The sequence below is a fragment of the Bradyrhizobium sp. 172 genome (genome assembly GCF_023101065.1).
GTDB lineage: Bacteria > Pseudomonadota > Alphaproteobacteria > Rhizobiales > Xanthobacteraceae > Bradyrhizobium > Bradyrhizobium canariense_D.
Genome location: NZ_CP064701.1, coordinates 3,866,498 through 3,893,395 on the forward strand (window position 1 = coordinate 3,866,498; position 26,898 = coordinate 3,893,395).

Below are 26,898 nucleotides of genomic sequence, written 5' to 3' on the forward strand. Positions count from 1 at the left end.
CCGCATGCCCTCGCAGGAGTTTGGGAGGGCAGTAAGCTCATTCGGACGAAGCTCATGGCCGGCGATCCCAACGCACCGCATTTCCCCCGCTCGGCGCCGATCGAAGCCTATGGCAAGGGCGGCTTTGCCTTTGCCGGGATGTCGCATCGGGGATCGCTGCTTTGCCTGCCCGACGCGATCTGGGCCTGGGACATAACGGACCCTGCAAAGATCGACCGCTATTCGCTGGATCGAGTCTTCAAGTCTGCCAACAGCATCGACACGCTCCTGGTCGGCACCGGAACCGGGGTCTGGCTGCCGCCGCCGGAACTGCGCCAGGCGCTCAAAGCGGCGAGGGTGGTGCTGGATGCGATGCAGACCGGTCCCGCCGTGCGTACCTACAACATCATGATGGGCGAACGGCGGCGCGTCGCGGCCGCGCTGATCGCCGTGCCATGAGTGGCTCCGCGCCGCCGCCGGATTCTGCTGCGTTCTGTGCTGACCTCGTGCGCAGCCACGACTTTCCGCACTATGCCGCGACCCTGTTCGCGCCCGCTGCCGAGCGCCGCGGGCTGCTGGCGCTCTATGCCTTCAATGTCGAGATCGTCCGCGTCCGCGATCAGGTGAGCCAGCCCTTGCCCGGTGAAATCCGCCTGCAATGGTGGACCGACATGCTGTCGGGCCAAGTCCATGGCAGTGCCGAGGGCAATCCGGTGGCGGCGGAGCTGCTCCGCGCAATCCGTGATTTCGACCTGCCGGTCGAGCCGCTGTCGCTGCTCGCCGACGAGCATCAATTCGATCTCTACAACGACCCAATGCCAACAATGGCGGCGCTGGAGGGCTACCTCGCGGCGACCTCATCGGCGCTGTTCGATCTCGCCGCCCGGATCATGGGACCACCGTCGGCGGCGGCCGAGCATCTCGCCCGCCATGCCGGGCTGGCGCAGGGCATCGTACAGGTCATCGCCAATCTGCCGCGCGATGCGGCGCGCCGGCAATTGTTCCTGCCGCAGCAGGTGCTGGCGAGCCACGATTGCGACGTGGAAGACGTGTTCGCCGGAAAGGAGACGCCAAACTTGCGCGCCGCGCTGGGCCAACTCTCGGGCGAGGCGCAGCAACATTTGACGACGGCCTTGTCGCTGCTGGTGGAGGTGCCGGCATCAGTGCGTCCAACGTTCCTTCCGCTCGGACAAGCGCGGGCCGACCTCAAGCGCCTGTCGCAACCCGGGCGCAATCCATTTACGCCGCAACCGTCATCGCGGCTGCGTACGCTGTGGACGCTGTGGCGGGCTTCACGTTCGCGGGAATTTACCAAATAGCGGTTGGCTTATCGCCGGAGCCGGGCAAATGCTCTATGCTGTCCTATGGCTGAGTTGTCCCAAACCATATCTTCCGATCTGGGCGGCCTTCCGGTCGTACCGGCCGACATCCATGCCGCCGCCGAGACGATCCGCGGCGCCGTCGTCGAGACGCCCTGTAGCTACAGCCGCACGCTGAGCAATATCTGCGGCTGCGACATCTGGCTGAAATTCGAGAACCTCCAGTTCACGTCCTCGTTCAAGGAGCGCGGCGCGCTCAACCGCCTCAAGGCGCTGACGCCGGAGGAGCGCGCGCGGGGCGTCGTCGCGATGTCGGCGGGTAACCACGCGCAGGGCGTCGCCTATCACGCCAAGCGGCTCGGCATTCCCGCCACTATCGTCATGCCGGTCGGCACGCCCATGGTGAAGGTCGAGAACACCAGGCATCACGGCGCCGAGGTGGTGGTGACGGGCGCCACGCTGGAGGAGGCGGCCGCGTATGCGCGCAGCCACGGCGAAGTCCATGGCATGATCTTCGTCCATCCCTATGACGATCCGCTTGTCATCGCAGGGCAGGGCACGGTCGGGCTGGAAATACTTGAGGCCGTGCCGGAGCTCGATACGCTGGTCGTCCCGATCGGCGGCGGTGGCCTGATCAGCGGGATCGCCATTGCCGCGAAATCGATCAAGCCGTCGCTGCGGATCCTCGGCGTCGAGGCCTGGCTCTACCCCTCGATGTACAATGCCATCCATGACGGCAATTTGCCGGCACGTGGCGACACACTCGCGGAAGGCATCGCGGTGAAGTCGCCCGGCAAGATCACGACCGAAATCGTCCGCCGCCTTGTCGACGACATTGCGCTCGTCAACGAAGCCGAGCTCGAGCGCGCGGTGGCGACCCTGATCTCGATCGAGAAGACGGTCGTCGAAGGCGCCGGTGCCGCTGGCCTCGCCGCGCTGATGTCCGACCCGTCCCGTTTCGCCGGTCAGAAGGTCGGGCTGGTGCTGAGCGGGGGCAATATTGACACACGTCTGATCGCATCGGTCCTGACCCGCGAGTTGGCGCGCGAGGGGCGGCTCACCCAATTGTCGCTCGACATTCCCGACAGGCCCGGCCAATTGGCTGCGGTCGCGGCACTGCTGGCCGAGGCCGGCGCCAACATCATCGAGGTCTCGCACCAGCGCACGTTCTCGGATCTTCCGGCCAAGGCGACGTTGCTGCAATTGGTGATTGAAACCCGCGACAGCGCCCATCTCGACGAGGTCATGGCGAAGCTTGGCGCATCCGGATTGAGTGCGCGCTGTACCTGAGCGTGCATGATCGCCGCTATCGCCGCGTCAAACCCGCCAAATGGACGATCAGCCGATCGATCTCCGCGTCCGTATTGTAGTAGTGCGGGGAGGCGCGCACCACCGGCGGCAGCGAGCGGATTTCGGCATCGATGCGCGTGCTCGACGGATCTGAGGCACCGATCGTGATGCCGGCTGCGGCCGCGTCGCTGACGACCGCTTCCGCCTCGTACCCTTCCACCGTGAAGCTGACGATGGCTCCCGGAGCGCGTCCGAGGTCGCGAACTCTGATGCCGCGAATGGATGCAAGGCCGCCCCGGAGGCGGTCCGCCAGCATGCGGCAACGCCGCTCGATCGGGCCGATCCCGACATCGAGGGCATAATCGACAGCCGCGCCGAGCCCAAGCCGGGCTGCGTAGTTGTTCTCCCAGGTCTCAAAACGGCGCGCATCGTCACGCAGCCGAAAAGCGTCCCGGGAGACCCAGGGTGCGGCGAAGTGATCGATCATTGGCGGTTCGAGCCGCTGCAGCATTTTTCGGCCGACGTAGAGAAAGCCGGTGCCGCGCGGGCCGCGGAGGAATTTACGCCCGGTCCCCGACAACATGTCACAGCCGATGGCCTCGACGTCGACCACCATCTGTCCGACTGCCTGGCAGGCGTCGAGCAGATAGGGGATGCCGTGCGCCCGCGCTATCTTGCCGACGGCTGCAGCCGGATTGACCAGCCCGCCATTGGTCGGAACCCAGGTGATCGCAATCAGCTTCACGCGCTCATCGATCATGCGTTCGAGCGCGTCGACGTCGAGCTCGCCGCTGGCATCGCTCGGCACGACGTCGATCGCGACGCCTGTTCGGTTGGCGACCTGAAGAAAGGCGACATAGTTGGCCGCGTACTCCGCCTCGGCGGTCAGGATCCGGTCGCCCTTGCTGAATGGAAGCGCGTAGAAAGCCATCTGCCAGGCAACCGTCGCGTTCTCCATGAGGGCGATCTCATCGGGCGCGGCGTTCAGGAGGCGGGCGACCGAGCCGTAAACGGATTCAAGTCGGCGCGCCTCGCGGTCGGCGGCGGCATAGCCTCCGATCTCGCTCTCCAGATCGATGTGTTCCTTCATCGCCGCAACAACCGACGCCGGCATCAGCGCTGCGCCCGCGTTGTGGAGATAGGCGAGCCGAGAGGCAGCCGGGGTGTCGCGACGAATTCGGTCGATATCCATCATCCATGCCTCCGCGTCTCGCGATCCTCATGCATGGATTAAACGCGTCGAGGGATGCGAACAAGATGGCCAAGCTTGGTCTCAGATGCAAAGGCCGAGCAGCTTGATGTGGCAGCCGCCGGATTTTGGCTTGCTGGCGGGCGCAGCCTCGCGCTTCACCGCAACCAGCGGCTCCCCGTCTTTCTTGCCTTTGCCTTTGCCCTTCGGCTCGTAGTCGCCGGCGATCACCATTGCCCAATAGGTGCGCTTGCCGCTAGCGTTTTTCGCGCTCGCGATCCCGACGCGGGAAGCGTTGTGCAGCAGCAGATTCTTGCGGTGTCCCGACGAGTCGATCCACTGTCCGAGGGTCTTCTCGAAATTGTCGTAGCCGTAGGCGATGTTCTCGGCGGCGCGGCCTGCGCCGGCCGGTGCGACCCGGCGGTTGAACGGGCCGAGGGCGTCGTGACTGAGGTCGTCCTTCGTCGCCATCGCGCGCGCCTGGTCCATGGCGATGCGGTCGAGGGTCGAATCGCGGACGACGCGGACCTCACCATGCTTGAGGCGGAAGCTCGAGATCAGCTCGGCGGGGGACTCGGCCATTGCGGACGTGGTGGCGAGCAGCAGAAGGCTAGCGATCAGGCCGCCAACCACACGATGCATCATGTACCCCCGAGTGCCCATGACCCCGCCAAGTCCCCCCACCAAGTTCGAATTATCGGATCGCTTCTCTATCGCCAATGTGGACGCTTCAAGGCGTGATCCACGTTAGCTCGCCGGCAGGTCGGCCTCGAAATTGAAGCGGTCGCGCAGGTTCTTGCGCTGCTCCAGGATGTCCTTGAGGAAAGCACGGTCCTGGTCGTTCTTCATCATCGGCTCGATCAGGTCGAGCTGGTTCATGGCGACCAGTTGCAGGATCTCCGTGCGCGGCTTGCCGTCCGGATTGCGTGGCAGTGCGTGCACGACCTGGATGTGTTCCGGCGGCTTTGGCCCCTTGGCAGCGGTGAGCTCGATGCGCAATTGGCCTTCGAGCGCGGCCTGATCGGCTTCGACGAAGGCATAGAGGCCGACACCGGAGCGGCGGTCGGCAAAGGCGACGATGGCGGTGTCGCGCACGGCGGGGTTCTTGCGGATCAATTCTGCCAGCACCGGCGCGTCGTTGACGAGCCTTCGGCCGCCGCCTTCACGGTCGGTGAAGTTGAACAGGCCGCGGGTGATTGCCCGATAGACCTTCTTGCCGGTGGCGAGCCAGAGGCTGGCGGCGAACGACTTCTTCGCCAGGATCTTGCGCTCGCGCGGCGTCAGCGCCTCGGGCGCGTAGGATCGCTTGTGCTTGAGCAGATGCCGGAGATCTTCATAGGCCAGGATCCGGTAAAGCCGGCCGCGACGGTCGAAGCAGGCGGCGAGCTGGAAGTCGGTCACATAGGCGCGACCGTCGCGGCCGACCAGCCAGTTCTGTTCCTTGGCAAGATCGTTGTGGCAGATTCCGGCGCGGCGCAGCCGTCGCAGCGCGGCCTTCGCCGAGCGAAAATAGGCGAGGTCGCCATGCGGTTTCGCCAGATGCAGTGCGACACCATCGACGAAGCTGCGCACCAGCGCGCGGCGTCCGGCCCACAGCAGCTCCGGGCCGACATCGAGTCCCTTAGCGAGTGCCAGCGCATGCTTCTCGCGGGCGAACAGGTGGCGCGCCAAAAGGAATGACCACCACGGCACCTCGTCGAGGCGGCGCAGCACCGCGTCGACCTCGCCGTCATCGTCGCGGAATCGGCCGCGCTCGACGGTCGAGAACACGTCGCGCTTGAGCAGCACGCCCTCGGTCCAGCGCGCCGAGAGTGTTGCGGCGTCGTCTTTGGGAAGGTTCATCGAAAACTCACGCCGCGGCGGCAATGCGCAGGTGATCGGCGATCCAGCGATCGAGATCGGCGAGCGCCAGCGCGCTCATCGCCTGCTTTTTGGCCACCGTCTTCTCGTTCCCGCGCAGCCGGCTTCCGTCGGGCTTCTTCGTCGGCGCGCTGGCGAGCGGCGGGAACAGGCCGAAATTGATGTTCATCGGCTGGAACGAGCGCGTGCCGGGCTCGATGGTCTCGATATGGCCGCCGGTGATGTGGCCGAGCAGGGATCCGAGCGCAGTCGTGACCGGCGGACTCGCAAGCGTCTCGCCGCGCACCTCCGCTGCCGCATAGAGACCGGCAATCAGGCCGACGCTGGCGGATTCCACATAGCCCTCGCAGCCCGTCATCTGGCCGGCAAAGCGCAGCCGCGGCTGCGCGCGCAGGCGCAATTGGCCGTCGAGCAGCTTTGGCGAGTTGAGAAAGGTGTTGCGATGCAGGCCGCCGAGGCGAGCAAATTCGGCCTTCTCCAGCCCCGGAATGGTGCGGAAGATGCGCTGCTGCTCGCTGTATTTCAGTTTCGTCTGGAAGCCGACGATGTTGTAGAGCGTGCCGAGCTTGTTGTCCTGGCGCAGCTGCACGATCGCGTAGGCCTTGGTGGTGGGATCGTGCGGATTGGTGAGGCCGACCGGCTTCATCGGTCCATGGCGGAGAGTCTCGGGGCCGCGTTCCGCCATGACCTCGATTGGCAGACAGCCGTCGAAATAGGGCGTGTTGGTCTCCCATTCCTTGAACTCGGTCTTCTCGCCGGCGACCAGCGCTGCGACGAAGCCGTCATACTGCTCCTTTGTCATCGGGCAGTTGATGTAGTCGGCGCCGGTGCCGCCGGGACCGACCTTGTCGTAGCGTGACTGAAACCAGGCCACCGACATGTCGATGGATTCGCGGTGCACGATCGGCGCGATCGCGTCGAAGAAGGCGAGGGCGTTCTCGTCGGTCAACTCGCGGATCGCATCGGCCAGCGGCGCCGAAGTGAGGGGGCCGGTCGCAACGATGACGTTGCTCCACTCGGCCGGCGGCAGGCCTGCGACCTCACCGCGGGCGATCTCGATCAGCGGATGATCGTTCAGCGCCTTGGTGACGGCCGCCGAGAAGCCGTCGCGGTCCACCGCCAGCGCGCCGCCAGCGGGTACCTGGTTGGCGTCGGCTGCGCGCATGATCAGCGAATCGAGGCGGCGCATCTCGGCATGCAGCAGGCCGACGGCGTTGTTGGCGGCATCGTCCGAGCGGAACGAATTGGAGCAGACGAGCTCGGCAAGCCCATCGGTGCGGTGTGCCTCGGTCATGCGGGTCGGCCGCATCTCGTGCAGCACCACGGGCACGCCGAATTCGGCCACCTGCCAGGCGGCTTCGGAGCCGGCAAGGCCTGCGCCGATCACGTGCACGGTATTTGATTGGGGTCCTGTCATGGGGCGGACAGGTAGCGCTTTTCGGCGATCAGTGGAATCGCCGAGATCGAGTTTTCTGCCTCCGGATGCGACAACGCCCGCACGAGGCGGGCGCTATCGGTCCGTCCGGTTCAGGGCTGAACGATATCAGCCCTGATACTGACCGGCGGCAACGCGCGGGATGTCCGAGCGATCGAGGCCGATATCGGAAAGCTCGCGATCGCTGAGCTGGGACAGCTCGGCAACATTGCGCTGATAGTCCCGGAAAGCTTGGATCATGCGGATGAGCGAGAGCAGCATTGGTAATCTCCTGTAGTTCGATTCAGCTCTTGCCCGAGCCTCATCGTTGAAATGAATATAGGTGAGAGTGGTGCAGTGCGAAAGTTCCGATGCTGCGATGCAGCTAAGCGCTGAGTGCATGGCGCTGGTAACGGACGATTAACCCGAAAGCACTCCCGCCCAAAGGGTAGGCGGAACAGGGAGCACAGGTCTGAAGTCCCGTGAATTCACGGATTTGCTATGGGCTAGTCGGTTCCGTTCGGAGCGAAATAAGTCGCTTTGCTCTTGTCCGCAAGCGGATCGACTAGCTTCTATAACCAAGTCTCACATGCGAGAATCGCATGATTCTAATGAATTGATACTCATTAGTTGGCGCGTGCGTACACTTTTGCCAACTCTCGCCAGCGATTCGCCTGGTTGCAGCGGATCCACATGACGAAGGGCGGCGAGTCAGGACTATCCCGCTTGGTTAGCCACAACCGTCCCCGCTCGCAGTGCACACACGCTGAACGTGTGGCGTTGATTACAAGCGTGTAATGAAAATCAGAAATTTTGCATGCAGCTCTGCGCGCCGCGCAACATCACGCAATTCTCGCGGGGAATTCATTGCGTCAAGTTGCCGCGCCCGGAGGAAGGTGATGTCGCAGATTCCGGCAATGTCGCTGGCTCTGGCCCAAGAACAAGAGAAGGAAGGTAACGTCATGACGAAGTTACTCGGGGTTATCGCAATTGCCGCCGTTGCGTTCGCCGTCACGCCGGCCCAGGCCGCCAAGCACGCCGCCGGCGGCTGCAGCTCGGCCAATCTGGAGAAGACAGAGACCGCGATCGAAAACATGGCCGATGGTGACGGCAAGTTCGTCGCGCAGAAGGAGATCGCGGCCGCGCAGGACTCGCTGCTCAACGGCAAAATGGGTGCGTGCGGCGCGCATCTGAACAAAGCGATGCACGCCACCATGGGCAAATAGGAACTTCAGGAACGCATTAGGAGAGGGCCGGTCGCCGAGCGATCGGCCCTACGCTTTTGTCCTGCAAGCATCTCATCTAAGGGGCGCGCGCGAGCTGGGTGGCGAAATAGGCGACGGTCTTCGAGTAGACCTCGCTCTTGTTCCACTGCTGCAGCACCGCGAAATTCGGACTGCCCGGCTGCCAATCCTTACCCTTCTGCCAGCCATAACCGGCAAGATAGTTCGCGGTGGAGGCGAGCACGTCAGGGGCGTTGTGCAGGAGATCGCGCTTACCATTGCCGTCGAAATCGACGGCGTATTTCATCCATGACGACGGCATGAACTGGGTCTGTCCGAGCTCGCCGGCCCAGGCGCCCTTCATGTCGGCCGGTGCGAGGTCGCCGCGCTGGACAATGCGGAGCGCATCCAACAGCTCGGCGCGAAACTGCTCGGAGCGCCGGCAGTCATAGGCCAGCGTCGCCAGTGAGCGGATGGTCGCGAACTTGCCGGTATTGACGCCGAAATCGGTCTCGAGACCCCAGATCGCGACCAGCACCTCGCCAGGCACGCCGTAGGTCTGCTCGATACGCGACAGCACCGAGCCGTATTGCTTCATCATGTTGGAGCCGCGCGTCAGGCGCGGCGGCACCATGCGGCCGGAAAACTCCTCGAAGGTCTGGCTGAAGACCTTCTGCGAGCGGTCGCGGTTGAGCACGTTCTGATCGAGCGTCACACCGGCGAGCCCGGCGGAAATGGCCTGTTGCGAGACGCCCTTGGCCGCGGCGTCCGTTTTGAAGTCTGCAAGCCACGCGTCGAAATTGCCTGAACCGCAGGCAACAGCGGCGAGCGCTGGCTGAGCGGATAGGATGGACGCGGTGATGGCTAAGGCTGCGAGGGCGAGACGAGAAATCGTCGGGGTCATTCGAGCAAATAAATTCCGTGAAGTGATCTGAACGGCGCGCGCAATCTCGATGGAAACCGCGGCCAAAGCAAGGCGTATGACAGTGCGCGATCCTGCCCGCACCGGGGCAGGATCGCATGTCACGATATCGTCAGGCGTCGGTCCGATTGCGCCAGGGGAAGAGGTTGGCGGGGAAGTCGGCGGCCGGCTTGCGTGCACGATGCGGCGGAGGCGGCACCGGACGCGCGCCCGGATCGGCCGCGATCACCTTGCGGTAGAGATGCCAGGTGGCATGGCCGAGCACGGGGACCACCACGGCAAGGCCGAGGAAGGCCGGAATGGTGCCCAGCGCCAGCAGGACGGCCACGATCAGGCCCCAGGCCGCCATCGGCACCGGGTTCTTCGCGACGACGCGCAGTGACGTCACCATGGCCTCGAACGCGCCGGCATGGCGGTCAAGCATCAGCGGGAACGACACGGCGCTGATGCACAGCGCGGCAAGGGCGAACAGGAAGCCGGTGCCGCAGCCGACCACGATCAGCCACCAGCCTTGCCGGCTCGTGAGCACGCGCGTCAGAAAATCCGAGATCCCGGATGCGCCTTCATAGCCGAAAGCGGCGACATAAATTGCCTGCGCGGTCGCAACCCAGGTCACGAACAGGGCCAGCAGCAGCGCGCCGAGACCGAGCATGGCGCCGAACGAGGGCGAACGCAGCACCTCCATGGCGTCCCAGGCGCTGGCCTCCTCATGGCGCTCGCGCCGGCTGGAGAGCTCGTAGAGACCGAGAGCGGCGAACGGGCCGATTAGCGCGAAGCCTGCGGCCAGTGGGAACAACAACGGCAACACTGAATAGCCCATCACCACGCGGGCGAGCACGAGGCCCAGCACAGGATAGATCACGCAGAGGATGATGGCGTGGCTCGGCACCGCCTTGAAATCGTCCCAGCCGCGCTTGAGCGCATCCTGCAGATCGGAGAGTTGGATGGTTCGGATCACCGGTCCAGCCGCTTCGGCGGTCTGGGCCATGGACGGGACATTGCCCGGGTAGAGTGTGGCCATGGTCGCTAGCTCCCTTGCCATGCGGCCGCATCTGGCGCCAGCAACGGCGCAAGCGGCCGCTATTCTGAGTTTCGCGATCCCCAACCAGACGCGAATTCCGGATGGCATCGCGAACTGAACGTCAACCGTACGCCCATTTGCGAGTCCTGTCCCTCACGCTTGGGTGAGATTCGATGCCGCGGTGCAATCTCTACAGTGTCATTCGGTCGTTATTTCGCCGCAGATAAGCTGATGCTGCGTGCTTGTTCGCGGAACTTTGGCGGGCGCAACGACGCAACTTGGTCTATAAGTGCCACTCAAGGCCCTTCCAGCGGGTCCTTTTCGGGGAGCAGACATGAGCATTTTCGGGAAAATTATGGGCGCGATCTTCGGTAGCCAGCCAGCTTCCGCCGCGCCCGCAGGCAGCGCACCGTCGGGCAGCGCGCCCGCAGGGGCCGCGCCGAGCGGATCCGCGGCGACGGTGGACGTTGCCGCGATCGTCGACGCGGCGGCCGCTGCGCACAAGGGCGAAAAGCTGGAATGGCGCACCTCGATCGTCGATCTGATGAAGGCGCTCGACATCGATTCCAGCCTCGCTGCGCGCAAGGACCTCGCCAAGGAGCTCGGCTACAGCGGCGACACTAACGATTCCGCGACCATGAACGTCTGGCTGCACAAGCAGGTGATGTCCAAGCTCGCCGCCAATGGCGGCAAGCTGCCGCCGGAGATCAAGCACTGACCGATCGCCCGGTCGCAATCCAAGGGCCCGCGATCGCGCGGGCCCTTTTGCATTCAGGCGACGAGATCCGCATCTTCCGGATGCCTGTCGAGATAATCGACGACGAAACCGCAACCGGCAATCACCTTCCTGCCGTCGCGCCGGATCAATTCCAGCGCGCCCTTGACCAGCTCGGAGCCGATGCCGCGGCCGCGCAGCGCGCGCGGCGTCTCGGTGTGGGTGATGATCACCGCCGACGGCGTCAGCCGGTAATTGGCGAAGGCGATTTCGCTGCCGACATCGAGCTCGAAGCGGCTTCTGTCCTTGTTATCCCGTACCGACGGCGCCATGCAAAAATCCTTCCGACATGCTGCTTGCCTCTGATCTAGGCGCCTCAACCGGTCCTTGCCAAGGTGCGAGCAAGAGTGGTTGCCGCAGGGGAGATATCCGGAAACTGCGTGTCCCGCTCAGCCTGGAATTGAAGCCGGGCTTGCCGACGGTGCAGGAGTCGTTATGGAAGCTCGGGGCGTTGTAGCCCCCCGCCGCTTCTCGCAACGCCGGCGTTGGATCTCTTCCTAGGCCTGATCGCCCGGATGCTTCAATCGGTCGCCTTGGCGAGCCTGGAATCCTCCGGCTGCGCCTGCGGGCGCAGGCATCCCTGGCAGATGACGAGGGAACGGTTGACCATGGCGTCCCGTTCCTCCTCGATGCCATCCTTCGCCTGCCACCATTCCTTTGAATAGGGCTGAAGCGCGGCTTGCGACCTGTTGCGCTCGGATCGGGCCGCGCGCACTGGTTCTGAAGCAGCGCGCGGGTGATTGGGATTTTCGCCGGCGCCGTCCCAGGCATAGCGCGCGGGCTTGAAGGCAGGATCGGAGGCGAGGTGCGCTTGTGGGCCCACGGCACATCCGGCAAGCGCCAGCGATAACATGAGGAGGGCGGGCGCTTTGACCATGATGCGGCACTCTGTACGCGAGAACTGAGCGAGGTTGCGCCGATCATGTTTAAAATTTCCTGAACGGTTGGATGGGCTGCGCTGCGCCCGGCAACCTTGCAGGGCTCCTGGCGATGGCGATAAATGGGCTGCAATGAGCGGCCGGCTCGCGTGCCGTCCGCCGCCGAAGAGGAAGCCCGATGCAGCCCCTGCGCATGTCCCGCCGCGTCATGAATCTCGCTCACATGCTGACCCAGAATGCGCGGCGGCATGGGGCGCGTCCCGGTTTCGTCTGGGGCGACAGATCCTGGACCTGGCGCGAGATCGATGCGCAGGTCTCGGCACTGGCAGCCGCTCTCGCGGCGCGCGGGATCGCGAAGGGCGACCGCATCCTCGTTCATTCCAAGAACGGCGATGAGATGTTCTTCTCGATGTTCGCCGCGTTCCGGCTTGGCGCGGTCTGGGTACCCACCAATTTCCGCCTGATGCCGGACGAGGTCGCCTATCTCGCGCAGGCCTCCGGCGCGAAGGCGTTTCTGTGCCATGTCGATTTTCCCGAGCACGCCGCGGCCGTAAGCGGTGGCGCGCTGGAATTCACCTGGAGCATCGACGGTCGGGCGCCGTTTGCCGAGACGTCGGTTGCGGATGCCGTCGCGTCGCGCGCCGGCACGGTGGTCGAGAACGTCGCAGTCGAGCACGACGATCCCTGCTGGTTCTTCTTTACATCGGGCACCACCGGCCGCTCCAAGGCTGCGGTGCTCACCCACGGTCAGATGGGTTTTGTCGTCACCAACCATCTCGCCGATCTTACGCCCGGCGTCACCGAAGCAGATGCCTCGCTGGTGGTGGCGCCGCTGTCGCATGGCGCCGGCGTGCATCAGCTGGTGCAGACCGCGCGCGGCGTGTGCACCGTGCTGCTGCCGACGGAGAAATTCGACATTGACGAGGCGTTCCGCCTGATCGAGGCGCATCGCGTCAGCAATCTCTTCGTGGTGCCGACCATTCTGAAGATGATGGTCGAGCATCCCGCCGCCGACAAATACGATCATTCCTCGCTGCGCCATGTGATCTATGCGGGTGCGCCGATGTATCGCGAGGACCAGAAGGCTGCGCTGAGGAAGCTCGGCAAGGTGATCGTGCAGTATTTCGGCCTCGGCGAGGTGACCGGCAACATCACCGTGCTGCCGGCAGCGCTGCATGACCCCGAGGACGGGCCGCACGCGAAGATCGGCACCTGTGGCTTCGAGCGTACCGGCATGCAGGTCTCGATCCAGGACGACGAGGGCCGTGAACTCGGCGCCAACCAGAGCGGCGAGATCTGCGTAATCGGCCCCGCGGTGCTGGCCGGCTACTATGACAATCCCGAAGCCAATGCGAAGGCTTTCCGCAACGGCTGGTTCCGCACTGGCGATCTCGGCCACATGGACGAGGAGGGGTTCGTCTACATCACGGGACGAGCCTCCGACATGTACATCTCCGGCGGCTCCAACATCTATCCGCGCGAAATCGAGGAGAAGATTCTGACCCATCCTTGCGTCGGCGAGGTCGCGGTGCTCGGCGTACCCGATGCGACCTGGGGCGAGGTCGGCGTTGCCGTCTGCGTCGCCCGCGAAGGCGCGAAGCCGGTGAGCGAAGCGGAGATGGCGGCATTCCTCGGCCCCAAGGTCCCCCGCTACAAGATGCCGAAGCGGTTCTTCTTTTGGGAGGCCTTGCCGAAATCCGGCTACGGCAAGGTTCCCAAACGGATGGTTCGCGACGAGCTCGAGGCGCGCGGGCTGCTCGATCTCGACAAGACACGGGCGGGCTGAGCGAAGGTCATGCGCAGCATCAAGCAGCCCGGCGCGCCGGTCGCCGAGCGCATCCAATGGGCGGAGGCGAGGGGACGCGCTTTCTCCTTCACGCTTCAAGCAGGTCTGCCGCTGCTGGAGGCGGCGCGCCGCGGTTTCGCCGCGGAGGGATTCGCCGGCGGCGTGCTCAGCTTCGGGCGCGGCGCGCTCGGGCCGTTCGGCTATGTCATGCCGGCGCTGTCGAAGACCAGCGAGAATGCCGCGTTTTATAGCGACACATTCCGGCCAAGCGGCGTGACGCGCACCAGGCTCGGCAGCATGACGCTGGGCATGCACAATGGCGCCCCGTTCTTTCATTGCCATGGGCTGTGGACGGAGGCCGATGGCCGCGCCGGTGGTGGCCACATGCTGCCGGACGTGACCGATGTCGCCGAGCCGTTCGAGGTCGAGGCCTTCGGCATCGATGGTGCGATGTTCGCCGCAGAGCCAGATCGCGAGACCAATTTCAAGCTGTTCGGGCCCGTGGCGGCTGCGAGCACCGGCGCACGCACGACCAGCCGCGCTTTCGCGCTGCGGCTGCGCCCCAATCAGGATTTCGCGGGCTGTCTCGAAGACTTCTGCCGCGCGCAAGGCATCGCGCGCGCGAGGATCCATGGCGGTGTCGGCTCGACCATTGGGGCGCGCTTCACCCATGGCGGCGTGACTGAGCCCTTCGCGACCGAGCTTGCGGTAACCGGCGGCGCGATTGCGGCCGGCTCCTCCGGCGCCCTCGAAGCCGCACTCGATGTCGCCCTGATCGACTACACTGGCGGCATAGCGGAGGGCCGTCTGATTCGTGGCGACAATCCCGTGCTGATGACCATGGAGCTGGTGCTCGAGGTGTTGGGCTAGTATCGGCGAGCGATCATCAGCGGGTGCGCAGCTTGGCGATGGCCAAGTATGTGGAGTCACTGATCCCCGAACTGGATCCCTGAAACAGGTTGAGCAGGGGGGATTGACCCTGGCCGGTGCTCTGGCTGTTTCTGATGTCATACATGGCGGAGAAACGGCTCAACAGCTTTGTCACCTTCGCGGGATCGGACAGATCCTTGATCTTCATGAATCTGTCTACGAACTTGGCCTGCTGATCGATCGGCATCGCCGCCATCGAGTCAGGCAAATCGAAAGTGGTCCTGAACACCTCCGAAAGAGCCTTGTCGGCAAGGATGTCGTATGCGGACGTGATGTCCCCCGCCTTTCGCTGGAAATAGAGCGCAAGGCGCACGCCGGGATTGGCATCGCCCTGCTGCTGCTCCAGGCTTTGCTCGACATAGTTCGCTTGTGTTTCCCGAAACTGATCCCGCTTTTGCGGACCCATCATCGGAAGACGCGCGACGTTGCCTTTACTGTCGAAATTGAACGACGCCACGATTTCGGCAAAGCGAGGATCGCTCTCGGTGTTCGCGAAGCTCTTTGGATCGTTCAGGTCGGAGCTGAAGATCTTCTTGAGAAATTCGGTGCTGACCTTCCTGGGATCCAGACCCTTGGCCAAGAGAATGAAATCGACCATCGGCCTGTTTGCGAGAAGATCGGAAACACTGTCGATGCCGGCGATGGCCTGCTGATATTCCGACGCATCCTTCGTGGCCTGTGCCCGAACTGCGGCCTGCTGCTGGGGAGTCGCCGTGCTGGCGCTCTTCACCGCTCCAATGACGTAGTCCTTGGCGATCTGGAGGACTTCAGCCGAGTCCTGAGCCACCAAGGGGGTGGTCAGATTGCCTTTTGCGTCGAAGTTGAAGGCGCGTGCCAGCTCCAAATATCGATTGTCCTTGAGGGTATAGACGTAGCTTTTGGGGTCGTTGATGTCGCTTTCGAGCACGGCCTTGACAGTCGCCGGCGAGACGTTCGCGGGCTCGAGGCCGACAGCTCCCAGCGCAAATTCATACACGCCCGGTGTCGATACGAACGCCTGGACTGAATTGATCTTGAGGATGGCAGTTCTAAATTGCCTGATTGCAAAAGCTTCGTTCAACGGGCTCGCCGCCGAATAGACGGCGGACTTGCTGTCGTCGAACTTCTGTTTCGTGATCGTGACATTTGCAGCAGTCTGCGCCGACACACCTGACGGAAGCGACCCGTCGGAGGAAAACTCGAACGCACCGGCCAGGTCGACGAACCCGCCAATCGTCCCTATCTGCTCGCTAAGGCTGGAAATGCTGCTCGCATATGACTCCAAATGATGCTTTTCGACCAGAATCTGGACGTTCAACTGGGTCACGTTCGCGCCCGGTTGCGATAGTTGGGCGGTGTAGTCGGCGATCCTTGAATTGGCCGCGGTGACATCCGATCGGGCCTGAGCAAGGTCGGCGTTGAGGCCACTTAGCTGAGAAGCGAAAGTGGTGTTGACGTAGCTGTTGGGATCGGATGGATCGCTGCGCAAGACCTGGCTTATGGTGTCACGCGACCACTTGCTTTGATCGATCCCGTACGCCGAATAGACATAGTTGCGAAGACGGTCGTTGTTCAGGAGCTGGTCTGCACTGCTGATGTTACCGATTTCGGCGCTGTAGTAATTCGAATCGCCGGCAAGTGCATCGACCTGGCTTTTCCTGGTCGCCGTGTACAGACCAATCATCTCGTCGGTCTGGTTCTCCGATTGCGCCACCGGCGTGGCACTGCCATTGAAGGAAAACGCGGCGGCGAACTCACGGTAACGCTTGTCGACCAGCTTGTTGACAAAGCTGTTTGCGTCGGAGAGGTCGCTCTCCAGCACCTTTTTCATGAAGGCCTTGGCGTAGGCCATGTCTTCCAGGCCATACGCCTTCGTTGCATAATGATAAAGGCGATAGTCTTTCATGAAGTCGTCGACGGACTTCACGTTGCCGATGTGGGCTTTGTAATAGGCGGCCTCTCGCGCTACGTCCTGTTGCTGTTCGACCCGCGTCAGGGACTGCTTGAGATTGCGCGTGATGTAGCTGTAACTGAAATACGTTGATACCATCGCGCACTCCTACGGTCCCGGACGTCCGTCAATCATTGCGGGGTCGCGAGGTGGGGCTGGCCTCATGCCGGCAAACTGTCTCAGAGCCAGGTTCTCCAAGGCCATTTTCGGACCGCGATCCCAGATTCAAGTTTGCCCTCGCGAGGCATATCGGGTTTTGTTGCTGCATGTTTCTCAGATACAGCTTTCGTGAGGGTTGCGTTCCGGATATGTCCCGATCAAGAGATCGATCGGAATGGCTCTCGTCCCGAACGCGACGCAGCGCCATAGCGCGTCGAAGACGCGCGTAAACGCGCTTACGGCGGTGTGGCGTTGAGCCGGGATCCAGAAGCCGTGCATTCTGCCGCAGGATGGGTCACGGCTCTGCGGCGCATCGCCGAAGGGGCGCTGCGCCGCGTCCGGGGCACGAGAGCCCGAAGTCATCTGGCATTGCTATTCGCGTGATACGCGCGGTTTCGCATTCTCGCGGCCTGTGCGGCCCGAGCTTTGCGGCATTCTTTGCCCCCAAAATGCCGAGGGCGCAGGGAAGGCCGGGTGCCGGCTGGCACCCACGGTCCACTGTGCGAAGGTTGCGCTACGAGAGGCTGCACAGCGGCATACAGGTGAAGCCCAACACACGGCCTTCCCTGCGCAGTGGTTTTACGGCTTATGTCGTGATCTCCCCGGGGAGCGATGCACTATTGCCCCCGTCGCCTTGCGGATGGCTGACGCTGCGGCCCGGTCGGCCCGCACGCATCACCGCAAGACTTGGCGCACAGACCCCGGGCGCCAGGACCACACGATTTTGCCGTACGCAGGCTGCACCGGTCGTGTGCGCGACACTTTCGCTCACGGTTGCCCGCCCTGCGAAGCCTTCGCGCCGGTGTGGCCCACGTCCACCACGTCCCATCCCGCGTTCGTGACGATCGCGATCCGCCCCTCGGCCGGGTTGGGATGGCTCTTTATGTGATAATCCGAAATGCGGATAAAGAGAAATATTTTTAAGCGCCGTGATTGACCCGCTTATTGGTGTTTTGCCCGCCGGGGCGGCAAGGGGTTGTGGGGCGCGCGAGCCCCGCCGCAACGCGGCCACGAACGGGTCTCCCCGCGGCCGCAAAATGCGCTACCATGATTCCAGCGCGCTTCAAGTCGCGCATGATCACCGACACGTATGAGGAAACGAGATGAGGGTGACGATTGGACGGCGCACGGTCCTGGCCGCGGTGCTGATTGCCGCGGGCGCGGTGGCTTTGACGGCGGCGTTTGGCCCGGTTTCGACATCGGCCTGGGCCCACGGGCCGACCCGTCAGAAGGTGCGCGAATCCATCGAGATCAACGCCGCCCCGGCCAAGGTGTGGGCCGCAATGGGCAATTTCCAGGACATGAGCTGGCTGCCACCTGTCACCAAGACCGAGGGCGAGAAGGGCAACGAGATCGGCGCGACGCGCAAGCTGACGCTGACGGGAGGCGCGACCGTCGACGAGGAGCTCTACAAGTTTGACGCCGCCGCGATGAGCTATTCCTACCGGATCACCAATGTGGACGTGAAGGTGCTGCCGGTCACCAATTATTCCTCGACATTGACGGTGACGCCGAGCGCTGACGGCAAGGGCTCGACGCTGGAATGGGCCGGCGCGTTCTATCGTGGCTTTCCCAACAACGAGCCGCCGCCGGAGCTGAGTGACGAGGCCGCGGTCAAGGCGGTGAAGGGGCTGTACCAGGCGGGCCTCGAGGCACTCAAGAAGAAGATCGAGAGCGGAAGCTGACGGTGCGGGCGCTGGTCCTGGCGGCGCTCGCCGCCAGCTTTTGCCTGGCCGGCATCGCGCATGTGTTCGCCGAAGAGGCATTCGTCACCAACCAGCTCAGCGACGATCTGATGGTCGTGGACCTCGCCACGGCGCGCAGCGTCGCGACCATCCCGATCGGCGGCAAGCCGGCCGGCGTCGCCGTCAGCGCGGACGGACGTTTTGCCTATGTCACGAGCCCGGATGCCAAAGCCGTGACGGTGGTGGACGCAGCAACGCGGCAGGTTGCGGCGCGGATCGAGGTCGGCGGCGGGCCGCTCGGCATTGCCGTCGCGCCGGATGGCCGCACCGTCTATGTCGCGGACTGGTATGCGGCGGCGGTGCGGGTGATCGACGCGGCCTCGCGCAGCGTCACGGCCAGCATTGCGGTCGGCGCCTCGCCATCGGGGCTCGCGGTAACGCCGGATGGCAAGCTGCTGCTCTCGGCCGACCGCGACGACGACAGTGTGTCGGTGGTCGACACCGCGACGCGCCAGCGCACGACGACCATCAAGGTCGGCACCCGTCCGTTCGGCGTCACCATCGATGCCGAGGGCAAGCGCGCCTACACCGCCAATGTCGGCTCCAACGACGTCTCCGTGATCGACATCGCCACTGGGGCCGAGACCGGCCGCGTGCAGGTCGGGATGCGCCCTTATGCGGTGGCGTTGGCGCAGGGCCGCGGCTTCGTCACCGATCAGTATGGCGGCACTGTCAGCGTGTTCGATCTGGCGACCTTGAAGCCGCTCAAGCGCATCAATGTCGGCGATTATCCCGAAGGCATTGCCGCGACTGCCGACGGCAAGCGCATTATCGTCGCCTGCTGGGAAAGCAACACGCTCGATATCATCGATGCGGTCGAGCTGAAGCTGATCGGCGAGGTCAATACCGGCGACGGCCCGCGCGCGTTTGGGGCATTCTTGCGCAGGACGGAGTAGGGGCGTGTAGCCCGCGTGAGCGGAGCGACATGCGGGACGGGGCTCTCCTCATCCACCGGCGTTCCCGGATATCGCTTCGCTCATCCGGGCTACGGCACCGGGGCACAGCGTCCATACAATCTCATCCATCTGATCAAACATGTGATCCGGCACCATCGCCCGCAGCGCCGCCGGCGCCGCATAACCCCAGCCCACCGCTCCGCAGGCAATTCCCACTGTCCGCGCCGCCTCGATGTCGCGCACTTCGTCGCCGATCGAGATGACCTTGCCCGGCTCCACGCCGGCGCGGCGGATGACCCGTCGGAACTTCGCGGGCTTGCCGAAAAGCGAGGCCGCGCAATCGAAATGGGCGAACAGCGTCGCGCAATCGCCGAGCTTCTCGCGCGCATTGGCTTCGCTGTCCGACGTCACCATCGCGAGCTGCACGCCACTCTCCGCCAGCGTCCGCAGCATTGTCTCGACCCCCGCAAACAGCGAAATCTCCGCTGCAGCCTCCGCCTTCAGTCGCCGCGCATGCCGCGCGATCGCCGGCAGCTTCCACAGCGGCACCTCGAGCCGGCTCAGAATCTCCCGCGAAGAAGCATGCCGCAGCCCCTCGATATCCTCGTCCGCGACGCGGCGGAAGCCGAAGCGATCGGCGACGTCGTTGATGGTGCGCAGGAACCACGGAAAGCTGTCGGCCAGCGTGCCGTCGAGATCAAAGATGGCGAGGGAGTAGGGCATGGAGACGAAGCTACACCGCTAGGCTTTCCACACGGTTTCCTCGGTCCATCCGAGTTGGTCGAATTCGGTGGCCCTGAGCGGCGCCTCTCCCTCGGCGAAGAACTCGTCAAGCTGAGGCGGCGCGACGCTCGTTTCGGACAGCATGGCGTGCGCTTGTCCGCGGTGATGAATTTGATGCTGGAACAGATGCATGAGCAGTCGGTCGCGGCGTTCGGCCTGGACCCGCGTGTCGCGGTTGATCCGCACAATGCCGTTGAGAATCTCGGGCGTCAGTGCATCGCACATGGCGATCAAGCGCTTGTCGATCGCGGCTTGCGCAGGCTTCAGCGCAGCAAGGGAAAGGTGCGGCACGTCGTTCTTCCAAGCTGCCGGTCCCAACCATCCGCCCTCCAGTGCATCGACATAGAAGAGGTCGATGACATGGATGTGGTTCAGCGTGCGTTGCAGGCTCGGAAAGAAGCCGGTCCGCTCGGCTTCGAAGTCGGCCTGAGACAGCGCCGCGCAAGCGGTGAGCAGCCGGTGGTTTGCCCAAGCATTATTGTGGGCGAACGCACGATAGGTTTGCACAAGTCCGGCAGGCAAACTCAGTCTCCCTCAGACAATGTGTCGGCCGCTCCCGCGGCGTAACCTACTCGGCCGCCTCGCTCGCCGCGCGTCTCCGCTTCGGCTTCCGAGCCTTCGCCAGCACCGGCGCCAGGAACTTCCCCGTATAGCTCCGCGGCGCTTTTGCGATGTCCTCTGGCGGGCCCCAGGCGACGATCTCGCCGCCGCCATCGCCGCCTTCGGGGCCGAGGTCGATGACCCAGTCGGCGGTCTTGATCACTTCGAGATTGTGCTCGATGACGACGACCGTGTTGCCCTGCGCGACCAGCTCGTGCAGCACCTCCAACAGCTTCTTGACGTCGTGGAAATGCAACCCGGTGGTCGGCTCGTCCAGGATGTAGAGCGTGCGGCCGGTGGCGCGCTTTGACAGCTCTTTTGCGAGCTTGACGCGCTGGGCTTCGCCGCCCGAGAGCGTCGTGGCCTGCTGGCCGACATGGATGTAGTCGAGGCCGACGCGATGCAGCGTCTGGAACGTCTCGCGTACACGTGGGACCGCCTTGAAGAACTCGGCCGCTTCCTCGACGGTCATGTCGAGCACGTCGGCGATGCTCTTGCCCTTGAATAGGACCTCCAGCGTCTCGCGGTTGTAGCGCTTGCCCTTGCAGACGTCGCAGGTGACGTAGACGTCGGGCAAGAAGTGCATCTCGATCTTGATGACGCCGTCGCCCTGGCAGGCCTCGCAGCGGCCGCCCTTGACGTTGAAGGAGAACCGGCCGGGCTCGTAGCCGCGCGCTTTCGACTCGGGCAGGCCGGCGAACCATTCGCGGATCGGCGTGAAGGCACCGGTATAGGTCGCGGGGTTGGAGCGCGGCGTGCGACCGATCGGCGACTGGTCGATGTCGATGATCTTGTCGATGTGCTCGAGGCCCTCGATGCGGTCGTGCGGCGCGGCGCCTTCGCTGGCATTGTTCAGCTTGCGGGCGATCGCCTTGTAGAGCGTGTCGATCAGCAGCGTCGATTTGCCGCCGCCGGAGACGCCGGTGACGCAGGTGAACAGGCCGAGCGGAATTTCGGCCGTAACGTTCTTGAGGTTATTGCCGCGCGCGTTGACCACCTTGATGGTGCGGCGATGGTTCGGCGGGCGCCGCTCGGGCACCTCGACCTCGAGCTCGCCGGTGAGATATTTGCCCGTCAGCGAGTTGGGGTTGCGCATGATCTCGGCGGGCGTGCCTTCGGCGATGATGTTGCCGCCATGCATGCCGGCGCCGGGGCCGATGTCGAGCACGTGGTCGGCGAGCAGGATCGCGTCCTCGTCGTGCTCGACCACGATCACGGTGTTGCCGAGGTCACGAAGTCTCTTGAGCGTGTCGAGCAGGCGCGCGTTGTCGCGCTGGTGCAAGCCGATCGAGGGCTCGTCGAGCACGTAGAGCACGCCTGTTAGCCCCGAGCCGATCTGCGAAGCCAGCCGGATGCGCTGGCTTTCGCCGCCGGAGAGCGTGCCGGAGGAGCGGGAGAGCGTGAGGTAGTTGAGGCCGACGTCGAGCAGGAAGGTGAGGCGCTCGCGGATCTCCTTGAGGATGCGGCCGGCGATCTCGTTCTGCTGGGTGTTCAGCGCCTCCGGCACGGTCTCGAACCACGCGCCGGCGCCCTTCACCGACATCTCGGAGATGTCGCCGATATGCTTGCCGCCGATCTTGACGCAAAGCGCCTCGGGCTTCAGCCGAAAGCCGTGGCACGCCTCGCAGGGCACGTCGTGGAAGTACTTCGCCAGCTCCTCACGCGCCCACTCGCTCTCGGTCTCGCGATAGCGGCGGTTGATGTTGGTGATGACGCCCTCGAACGGCTTCTTGGTGTCGTAGGAGCGGACGCCGTCCTCGTAGGAGAACTTGATCTCGTCCTCGCCGGAGCCATGGAGGATCGCGTTCTGCGTCTTCTTGGGCAGATCCTTCCATTTGGTGGTCAGCGTGAACTTGTAGTGCTTGCCGAGCGCAGTCAGCGTCTGAATGTAATAGGGCGACGAGGATTTGGCCCAGGGCGCGATTGCGCCCTTGCCAATGGCGAGCTCCTTGTCGGGAATGACGAGGTCTTCGTCGACATGCTGCTCGACGCCGAGGCCGCCGCACGCAGGACAGGCGCCATAGGGGTTGTTGAACGAGAACAGCCGGGGCTCGATCTCGGGGATGGTGAAGCCGGACACCGGGCAGGCGAACTTTTCCGAGAACAGCATGCGCTCGGGTCCGCTCTTGTCGTGGATCTTTGCGGTCTTCTTCTTCTCTTCCGCGGGTGCTGCCGCAGCCGGCGCATCCGCGAATTCGATGACGGCGAGGCCCTCGGCAAGTTTCAGCGCGGTCTCGAAACTTTCGGCGAGGCGCTGGCCGATGTCGGGGCGCACCACGATGCGATCGACGACGACGTCGATGTCGTGCGGGAATTTCTTGTCGAGAACAGGGGCTTCGGCGAGCTCGTGGAAGGCGCCGTCGATCTTGACGCGCTGAAAGCCCTTCTTGAGCCATTCGGCAAGCTCTTTGCGGTACTCGCCCTTGCGGCCGCGCACGACCGGCGCGAGCAGATAGAGGCGCGAGCCCTCGGGCAGCGCCAGCACGCGATCGACCATCTGCGAGACGATCTGGCTCTCGATCGGCAGGCCGGTGGCGGGCGAATAGGGCACGCCGACGCGCGCCCACAGCAGGCGCATGTAGTCGTAGATTTCGGTCACCGTGCCGACGGTGGAGCGCGGGTTCTTCGACGTCGTCTTCTGCTCGATCGAGATCGCCGGCGACAGGCCGTCGATCTGGTCGACGTCGGGCTTCTGCATCATCTCCAGGAACTGGCGGGCGTAGGCAGACAGCGATTCGACGTAGCGGCGCTGGCCTTCGGCGTAGATGGTGTCGAACGCGAGCGAGGATTTGCCGGAGCCCGACAGCCCCGTGAACACCACCAGCTTGTCGCGGGGAATCTCGACATCGACGTTCTTGAGATTGTGCTCGCGCGCGCCACGGATGGTAATTGCGCGCAGGTTTGATCCCACGTTCTGCTGTTGGCGCTTCGCCTTGATCACTTCATCCATCCGGGTTGCCCTCAAGGAATCCCAAAGGCGCGCGATCGCGCCAACAAAAAAGGCGCGCTTCGCCCGGAACCGGGATCGGCGCCGATGGGGTTGTCAGCGAACGTAGGAAGAACGGAGACGGATTTCCAGTGGGACTTGCGAATCGTCAACGGATTGTTGGCGCACTGGCGGCATCTGGCAGGAGCAGGGTGGAACTGCGCGGCAACGTGCCCGACAAAACAAAAAGGCCGGCACAAGGCCGGCCTTTCGTAACGCGGATGGCGTTGGGGCTAAGTACTGAACTCAGTACTTGGCGACCACCGGGCCCCCGAAGTGATAGTTCACGCCGACCTGCACGGTGTGAAACTCGAGCGTGCCGGAGGGCAGGGCGCCCGAGAAGTAGGTCTCGCCGCCGAGGCTGCGAAAGAGGTACTCGCCCTTGACCGACCACTGCGGAGCGAAGAACGCTTCGACGCCCGCACCGACGGTCCAGCCGGAGTGCCACTTGCTGTCGGAAACGGTCACGCCGAGCGCGCTGACGCTGAGCTTGTTGTCGATCCAGGCGTAACCACCGGTGCCGTAGAACAGGACGTTGTTGACGGCGTAGCCGATGCGGCCGCGCACGGTTCCCATCGCATCGGTTTTGGAGCTGAGGGTGGTGCTGACGAGGCCGAAGCCGGGGACGGCAACGGGGCCGGTGACCGACGCGCTGACATCAGCCCAGGAACCATCGGCCTCGACGCCGAGCACGACATTGCCGGTCTGCCAGTTGTAGCCGGCAGTACCGCCGACGAAGCCGCCCTTCATCTTCGGGTCGGTCGAGGAATTTTCCCAAGCGCCGCCACCGACGATACCGAGGTAGAAGCCGGTCCAGTTGTAGACCGAAGCCATGGCCACCGGGGCCTTGGTGTAGGGGCGCGCCGCGAGATCAGCGGCCGAAGCCGGGGCGGCGAGAGCGAACAAACAGGCCGAAGCCAACAAAACCTTTTTCATTTTCAACTAATCCCAGTCCCAGTTTCTGATTGTGCCTTCCACGATAGGGAGGGCATCGGACTCACTTGCCCAACTGATGCCGTACTTACACCAGTGAAGCCGCAAGTTGTGTCACTCAAAAGCAACAACGGTCGGAAAACGGAACGGTTATTGACCGATTAATATTGGAGAACTGCACAGCAAAAGGCCGGCGCAAGGCCGGCCTTCGAAGTGCGATATGTCCAGCGCGATCAGTACCTTGCGATGGCCGGACCGCCCCAGCGATAGTTCAAGCGCACCAGGCCCATGTCTACGTCCTGGCGAATCCGGTCGCTGCCGAATACCGCACCCGCGGGCGTTGTGAAGCCGATCGTGCGATCGCCAAGGAAGATGTGGTCGTACTCAAAGCCCAGCGACCAGTTCGGGGCGAAGCCGAATTCCAGACCGGCCCCGACCGTGCCACCCCAGCGAGTCTCCCGGGCCGAAGCCAGCAGCGCGCCCGCGCCGGGCGTACCCGCAGCAGCGTAGATGTCGTACTTGTCACCGACGACGGCGGCGCCGCCCTTCACGTAAAGCAGCACGTTGTTCCAGGCGTAACCGACCTGACCGGTGATGAGACCGAAAGCGTCGATGCGGGAACGGTTGCGATCACCCGTCACCAAAGCGGTACCAGGGAAGAGGGTGCTCACGTTGTCGCCCCGGAAGTCAGCCCAGTTGCCCTGGCCTTCCAGACCGAACACCCAATTGGCGGACTGCCAGCGATAGCCGATCTGGCCGCCGACGGTGCCCCCTGTTGCATTGTGACAGCCTTCGCCGACGAGAACGCCGGTCGCGGGCGTGACGAAGTCCCAGCACTTGTGGCTGGAGCCACCGCCGCCGTTGATGCCGATGTAGAAGCCGCTCCAGTCGTAGATGGCGGCAACCGCCGGCGGCGGGGCTTTGGTGTAGGGACGCGCGGCCATGTCCGCCGCGCTTGCGGGAGCCGACAAGCCCATCGCCACTGCACCGATTGCACAAATAAGAAGCTTATTCATTGCCAGTCTCCCCAGGTTTCGTCCGCTTCTTATTTCCCCGAAGCGGCTGATCAGGCGCGAGGGCCCATATGAACTAAGTCCGAGGCAACCGTAGCTCTACGGAGCGGCAGAGTCCGTCTCCCAAATGCAACAAGACCGGGGCAGTGCGAGTACCCATAACTTGCTGAATGTTAAGTTCTTTCTTCCATTTTTGGGAACCTACAAAGGTTCCAATCGACGTGTGCCTTTCCGCAACACATGTGGCCGATCGATCCCACGCCTTCAGATCTGTCTTCGCCAAGAACAAATCTGGAACGAACCGGAGGTCGATGCTATATGTGGGGATAACCGGAAGGGTGACGGCCTGATCGTCGTCCGCAAGTGTTCGGCGAGCGTATAGGGTCGCCTCAACAGGCACGGCGGAACGCGGGAGCGGACCGGCCTTCTTGAATTCAGTGGCATTCGGAGCGGAGAGCGGAGATGGCGGGAAGCGTCAACAAGGTCATTCTGGTTGGAAATCTCGGCAAGGATCCTGAAATCCGCCGCACCCAGGACGGGCGGCCGATCGCCAATCTGAGCGTCGCGACTTCGGAGACGTGGCGCGACAAGGCGACTGGCGAGCGCAAGGAAAAGACCGAGTGGCACCGCGTCGTGATCTTCAATGAAGGGCTCTGCAAGGTCGCCGAACAGTATCTGAAGAAGGGCGCCAAGATTTACGTCGAGGGTGCGCTCCAGACCCGCAAATGGACCGACCAGAGCGGTGTCGAAAAGTACTCGACCGAAGTCGTGCTGCAGGGGTTCAACTCGACCTTGACGATGCTGGACGGTCGTAGCGGCGGTGGCGGAGGCGGCAGCTTCGGCGACGAGCCGGGCGGCGATTTCGGCTCCTCCGGTCCGGTCAGCAGCACGCCGCGGCGCCCTGTTGCCGCCGGCGGCGGTGGCCGCAACAGCGACATGGACGACGATATCCCGTTCTGAGCGATTCCGCTCCAAGAACGCGGCGCCTGATGCGGACGCCCGGCCGGATGGGCGGCGCTTCTCATCTCATGTCAGAACATCCCACTAATCGACAGGACGGGCTCGGCATTTCCGGGCCCGCTTCATGTTTGGGGTGAGCTCGGATTGCGGCTTGGCAAACGCGCCGACGCGGCAAGCTCACCGCGCGGTTTTCCACGCGTGAGCGGCGATTTTGCAAGGCCGATGCGAGTGCTGTCCGAGACACCGCTCGCAAGGGCTTAAGTTGTTGGAAAAATAGGCGGAAAAAGCGCTTCCCAGAACGCCGCGA

General features: G+C 63.8%; 25 protein-coding genes. 10 read left to right on the forward strand and 15 right to left on the reverse strand.

Annotation, left to right across the window (positions count from 1 at the left end):
* Positions 1-54: 54 nt before the first annotated feature.
* From IVB07_RS18680 to IVB07_RS18690, 3 genes are read left to right on the forward strand one after another with little or no spacing between them, the layout of a single operon-like run.
* Positions 55-438, forward strand: coding sequence for an Mth938-like domain-containing protein (locus IVB07_RS18680; protein ID WP_018458018.1), 384 nt, complete (start codon positions 55-57; stop codon positions 436-438).
* The gene (locus IVB07_RS18685; protein ID WP_018458017.1) at positions 435-1,298 is read left to right on the forward strand and encodes a phytoene/squalene synthase family protein; all 864 of its coding nucleotides are present in this window, start codon (positions 435-437) and stop codon (positions 1,296-1,298) included. Before IVB07_RS18680 ends, IVB07_RS18685 begins: the two co-directional genes overlap by 4 nt.
* A gap of 45 nt (positions 1,299-1,343) precedes the next feature.
* Positions 1,344-2,588 (forward strand): threonine ammonia-lyase, encoded by a 1,245-nt coding sequence (locus tag IVB07_RS18690; RefSeq protein ID WP_018458016.1) that lies wholly within the window; start codon positions 1,344-1,346, stop codon positions 2,586-2,588.
* 16 nt (positions 2,589-2,604) lie between these two features.
* On the opposite strand, the gene IVB07_RS18695 is transcribed toward IVB07_RS18690, so the two are convergent.
* The 5 genes from IVB07_RS18695 to IVB07_RS18715 form a co-directional block, all read right to left on the reverse strand.
* The gene (locus IVB07_RS18695; protein ID WP_018458015.1) at positions 2,605-3,783 is read right to left on the reverse strand and encodes an aminotransferase class V-fold PLP-dependent enzyme; all 1,179 of its coding nucleotides are present in this window, start codon (positions 3,781-3,783) and stop codon (positions 2,605-2,607) included.
* A 78-nt stretch (positions 3,784-3,861) separates the two neighbouring features.
* Entirely contained in the window at positions 3,862-4,419 is a 558-nt protein-coding gene (locus IVB07_RS18700; protein WP_039800294.1) for a CAP domain-containing protein, read from the reverse strand.
* 105 nt (positions 4,420-4,524) lie between these two features.
* A complete protein-coding gene (locus tag IVB07_RS18705) occupies positions 4,525-5,619 on the reverse strand; it encodes a serine/threonine protein kinase (RefSeq protein ID WP_026233483.1) in 1,095 nt (364 codons plus the stop codon).
* A 7-nt stretch (positions 5,620-5,626) separates the two neighbouring features.
* A complete protein-coding gene (trmFO, locus tag IVB07_RS18710; RefSeq protein WP_247336741.1) occupies positions 5,627-7,054 on the reverse strand; it encodes a methylenetetrahydrofolate--tRNA-(uracil(54)-C(5))-methyltransferase (FADH(2)-oxidizing) TrmFO in 1,428 nt (475 codons plus the stop codon).
* A gap of 126 nt (positions 7,055-7,180) precedes the next feature.
* The gene (locus IVB07_RS18715) at positions 7,181-7,333 is read right to left on the reverse strand and encodes a DUF1127 domain-containing protein (RefSeq protein ID WP_018458011.1); all 153 of its coding nucleotides are present in this window, start codon (positions 7,331-7,333) and stop codon (positions 7,181-7,183) included.
* Between the two features lie 617 nt (positions 7,334-7,950).
* On the opposite strand from IVB07_RS18715, the gene IVB07_RS18720 reads away from it, so the two are divergent.
* Entirely contained in the window at positions 7,951-8,277 is a 327-nt protein-coding gene (locus IVB07_RS18720) for a hypothetical protein (protein WP_018458010.1), read from the forward strand.
* Positions 8,278-8,353: 76 nt separating this feature from the next.
* Here IVB07_RS18720 and IVB07_RS18725 read toward each other — a convergent pair whose 3' ends face one another.
* Positions 8,354-9,178, reverse strand: coding sequence for a lytic murein transglycosylase (locus tag IVB07_RS18725; RefSeq protein WP_018458009.1), 825 nt, complete (start codon positions 9,176-9,178; stop codon positions 8,354-8,356).
* 130 nt (positions 9,179-9,308) lie between these two features.
* On the reverse strand, positions 9,309-10,217 hold the full coding sequence (locus IVB07_RS18730) for a DUF2189 domain-containing protein (protein WP_026233481.1): 909 nt from the start codon (positions 10,215-10,217) through the stop codon (positions 9,309-9,311).
* A gap of 334 nt (positions 10,218-10,551) precedes the next feature.
* Between IVB07_RS18730 and IVB07_RS18735 the strand changes: the two genes are divergently transcribed.
* Complete coding sequence (locus tag IVB07_RS18735; RefSeq protein WP_026233480.1) at positions 10,552-10,935, forward strand: DUF3597 domain-containing protein; 384 nt, start codon at positions 10,552-10,554, stop codon at positions 10,933-10,935.
* A gap of 53 nt (positions 10,936-10,988) precedes the next feature.
* Here the strand turns inward: IVB07_RS18735 and IVB07_RS18740 are convergent, their stop codons facing one another.
* Together IVB07_RS18740 and IVB07_RS18745 are read right to left on the reverse strand one after the other, a co-directional pair.
* Positions 10,989-11,264 (reverse strand): GNAT family N-acetyltransferase, encoded by a 276-nt coding sequence (locus IVB07_RS18740; protein WP_018458006.1) that lies wholly within the window; start codon positions 11,262-11,264, stop codon positions 10,989-10,991.
* Positions 11,265-11,512: 248 nt separating this feature from the next.
* Entirely contained in the window at positions 11,513-11,869 is a 357-nt protein-coding gene (locus IVB07_RS18745; protein WP_018458005.1) for a hypothetical protein, read from the reverse strand.
* Positions 11,870-12,048: 179 nt separating this feature from the next.
* Between IVB07_RS18745 and IVB07_RS18750 the strand changes: the two genes are divergently transcribed.
* Positions 12,049-13,656: an acyl-CoA synthetase gene (locus IVB07_RS18750; protein ID WP_247336735.1), complete on the forward strand. Its 1,608-nt coding sequence runs from the start codon at positions 12,049-12,051 to the stop codon at positions 13,654-13,656.
* A gap of 9 nt (positions 13,657-13,665) precedes the next feature.
* Positions 13,666-14,526 (forward strand): DUF296 domain-containing protein, encoded by an 861-nt coding sequence (locus IVB07_RS18755; protein ID WP_247336733.1) that lies wholly within the window; start codon positions 13,666-13,668, stop codon positions 14,524-14,526.
* Positions 14,527-14,542: 16 nt separating this feature from the next.
* On the opposite strand, the gene IVB07_RS18760 is transcribed toward IVB07_RS18755, so the two are convergent.
* Positions 14,543-16,615: a DUF1217 domain-containing protein gene (locus tag IVB07_RS18760; protein ID WP_018458002.1), complete on the reverse strand. Its 2,073-nt coding sequence runs from the start codon at positions 16,613-16,615 to the stop codon at positions 14,543-14,545.
* A 1,163-nt stretch (positions 16,616-17,778) separates the two neighbouring features.
* Here IVB07_RS18760 and IVB07_RS18765 point away from each other — a divergent pair.
* Together IVB07_RS18765 and IVB07_RS18770 are read left to right on the forward strand one after the other, a co-directional pair.
* On the forward strand, positions 17,779-18,360 hold the full coding sequence (locus IVB07_RS18765) for an SRPBCC family protein (RefSeq protein WP_018458001.1): 582 nt from the start codon (positions 17,779-17,781) through the stop codon (positions 18,358-18,360).
* Between the two features lie 2 nt (positions 18,361-18,362).
* Positions 18,363-19,316, forward strand: a complete 954-nt coding sequence (locus IVB07_RS18770; protein WP_018458000.1) for a cytochrome D1 domain-containing protein — start codon at positions 18,363-18,365, stop codon at positions 19,314-19,316.
* Between the two features lie 48 nt (positions 19,317-19,364).
* On the opposite strand, the gene IVB07_RS18775 is transcribed toward IVB07_RS18770, so the two are convergent.
* From IVB07_RS18775 to IVB07_RS18795, 5 genes are all read right to left on the reverse strand, one after another.
* Positions 19,365-20,039 (reverse strand): HAD family hydrolase, encoded by a 675-nt coding sequence (locus IVB07_RS18775; protein WP_018457999.1) that lies wholly within the window; start codon positions 20,037-20,039, stop codon positions 19,365-19,367.
* A gap of 18 nt (positions 20,040-20,057) precedes the next feature.
* Entirely contained in the window at positions 20,058-20,621 is a 564-nt protein-coding gene (locus IVB07_RS18780; protein WP_026233478.1) for a DinB family protein, read from the reverse strand.
* Positions 20,622-20,667: 46 nt separating this feature from the next.
* Positions 20,668-23,649 carry an excinuclease ABC subunit UvrA gene (uvrA, locus tag IVB07_RS18785; RefSeq protein WP_018457997.1) on the reverse strand — a complete coding sequence of 994 codons (2,982 nt, stop codon included), beginning with the start codon at positions 23,647-23,649 and terminating at the stop codon, positions 20,668-20,670.
* A gap of 282 nt (positions 23,650-23,931) precedes the next feature.
* Positions 23,932-24,621, reverse strand: a complete 690-nt coding sequence (locus IVB07_RS18790; RefSeq protein ID WP_018457996.1) for an outer membrane protein — start codon at positions 24,619-24,621, stop codon at positions 23,932-23,934.
* A gap of 230 nt (positions 24,622-24,851) precedes the next feature.
* A complete protein-coding gene (locus IVB07_RS18795) occupies positions 24,852-25,634 on the reverse strand; it encodes an outer membrane beta-barrel protein (RefSeq protein WP_026233477.1) in 783 nt (260 codons plus the stop codon).
* A 459-nt stretch (positions 25,635-26,093) separates the two neighbouring features.
* On the opposite strand from IVB07_RS18795, the gene IVB07_RS18800 reads away from it, so the two are divergent.
* A complete protein-coding gene (locus IVB07_RS18800; protein ID WP_018457994.1) occupies positions 26,094-26,591 on the forward strand; it encodes a single-stranded DNA-binding protein in 498 nt (165 codons plus the stop codon).
* Positions 26,592-26,898: the final 307 nt, after the last annotated feature.

What these genes read in the sequence shown, in the direction of transcription:
- IVB07_RS18760 (WP_018458002.1), bottom strand. Translation starts at nt 16,615, where the DNA reads ATGGTATCAACGTATTTCAGTTACAGCTACATCACGCGCAATCTCAAG.
- IVB07_RS18745 (WP_018458005.1), bottom strand. Translation starts at nt 11,869, where the DNA reads ATGGTCAAAGCGCCCGCCCTCCTCATGTTATCGCTGGCGCTTGCCGGA.
- IVB07_RS18735 (WP_026233480.1), top strand. Translation starts at nt 10,552, where the DNA reads ATGAGCATTTTCGGGAAAATTATGGGCGCGATCTTCGGTAGCCAGCCA.
- IVB07_RS18755 (WP_247336733.1), top strand. Translation starts at nt 13,666, where the DNA reads ATGCGCAGCATCAAGCAGCCCGGCGCGCCGGTCGCCGAGCGCATCCAA.
- IVB07_RS18740 (WP_018458006.1), bottom strand. Translation starts at nt 11,264, where the DNA reads ATGGCGCCGTCGGTACGGGATAACAAGGACAGAAGCCGCTTCGAGCTC.
- IVB07_RS18705 (WP_026233483.1), bottom strand. Translation starts at nt 5,619, where the DNA reads ATGAACCTTCCCAAAGACGACGCCGCAACACTCTCGGCGCGCTGGACC.
- IVB07_RS18800 (WP_018457994.1), top strand. Translation starts at nt 26,094, where the DNA reads ATGGCGGGAAGCGTCAACAAGGTCATTCTGGTTGGAAATCTCGGCAAG.
- IVB07_RS18795 (WP_026233477.1), bottom strand. Translation starts at nt 25,634, where the DNA reads ATGAATAAGCTTCTTATTTGTGCAATCGGTGCAGTGGCGATGGGCTTG.
- IVB07_RS18725 (WP_018458009.1), bottom strand. Translation starts at nt 9,178, where the DNA reads ATGACCCCGACGATTTCTCGTCTCGCCCTCGCAGCCTTAGCCATCACC.
- IVB07_RS18750 (WP_247336735.1), top strand. Translation starts at nt 12,049, where the DNA reads ATGCAGCCCCTGCGCATGTCCCGCCGCGTCATGAATCTCGCTCACATG.
- IVB07_RS18695 (WP_018458015.1), bottom strand. Translation starts at nt 3,783, where the DNA reads ATGATGGATATCGACCGAATTCGTCGCGACACCCCGGCTGCCTCTCGG.
- IVB07_RS18685 (WP_018458017.1), top strand. Translation starts at nt 435, where the DNA reads ATGAGTGGCTCCGCGCCGCCGCCGGATTCTGCTGCGTTCTGTGCTGAC.
- IVB07_RS18720 (WP_018458010.1), top strand. Translation starts at nt 7,951, where the DNA reads ATGTCGCAGATTCCGGCAATGTCGCTGGCTCTGGCCCAAGAACAAGAG.
- IVB07_RS18700 (WP_039800294.1), bottom strand. Translation starts at nt 4,419, where the DNA reads ATGCATCGTGTGGTTGGCGGCCTGATCGCTAGCCTTCTGCTGCTCGCC.
- IVB07_RS18690 (WP_018458016.1), top strand. Translation starts at nt 1,344, where the DNA reads ATGGCTGAGTTGTCCCAAACCATATCTTCCGATCTGGGCGGCCTTCCG.
- trmFO (WP_247336741.1), bottom strand. Translation starts at nt 7,054, where the DNA reads ATGACAGGACCCCAATCAAATACCGTGCACGTGATCGGCGCAGGCCTT.
- uvrA (WP_018457997.1), bottom strand. Translation starts at nt 23,649, where the DNA reads ATGGATGAAGTGATCAAGGCGAAGCGCCAACAGCAGAACGTGGGATCA.
- IVB07_RS18730 (WP_026233481.1), bottom strand. Translation starts at nt 10,217, where the DNA reads ATGGCCACACTCTACCCGGGCAATGTCCCGTCCATGGCCCAGACCGCC.
- IVB07_RS18775 (WP_018457999.1), bottom strand. Translation starts at nt 20,039, where the DNA reads ATGCCCTACTCCCTCGCCATCTTTGATCTCGACGGCACGCTGGCCGAC.
- IVB07_RS18790 (WP_018457996.1), bottom strand. Translation starts at nt 24,621, where the DNA reads ATGAAAAAGGTTTTGTTGGCTTCGGCCTGTTTGTTCGCTCTCGCCGCC.
- IVB07_RS18765 (WP_018458001.1), top strand. Translation starts at nt 17,779, where the DNA reads ATGAGGGTGACGATTGGACGGCGCACGGTCCTGGCCGCGGTGCTGATT.
- IVB07_RS18715 (WP_018458011.1), bottom strand. Translation starts at nt 7,333, where the DNA reads ATGCTGCTCTCGCTCATCCGCATGATCCAAGCTTTCCGGGACTATCAG.
- IVB07_RS18680 (WP_018458018.1), top strand. Translation starts at nt 55, where the DNA reads ATGGCCGGCGATCCCAACGCACCGCATTTCCCCCGCTCGGCGCCGATC.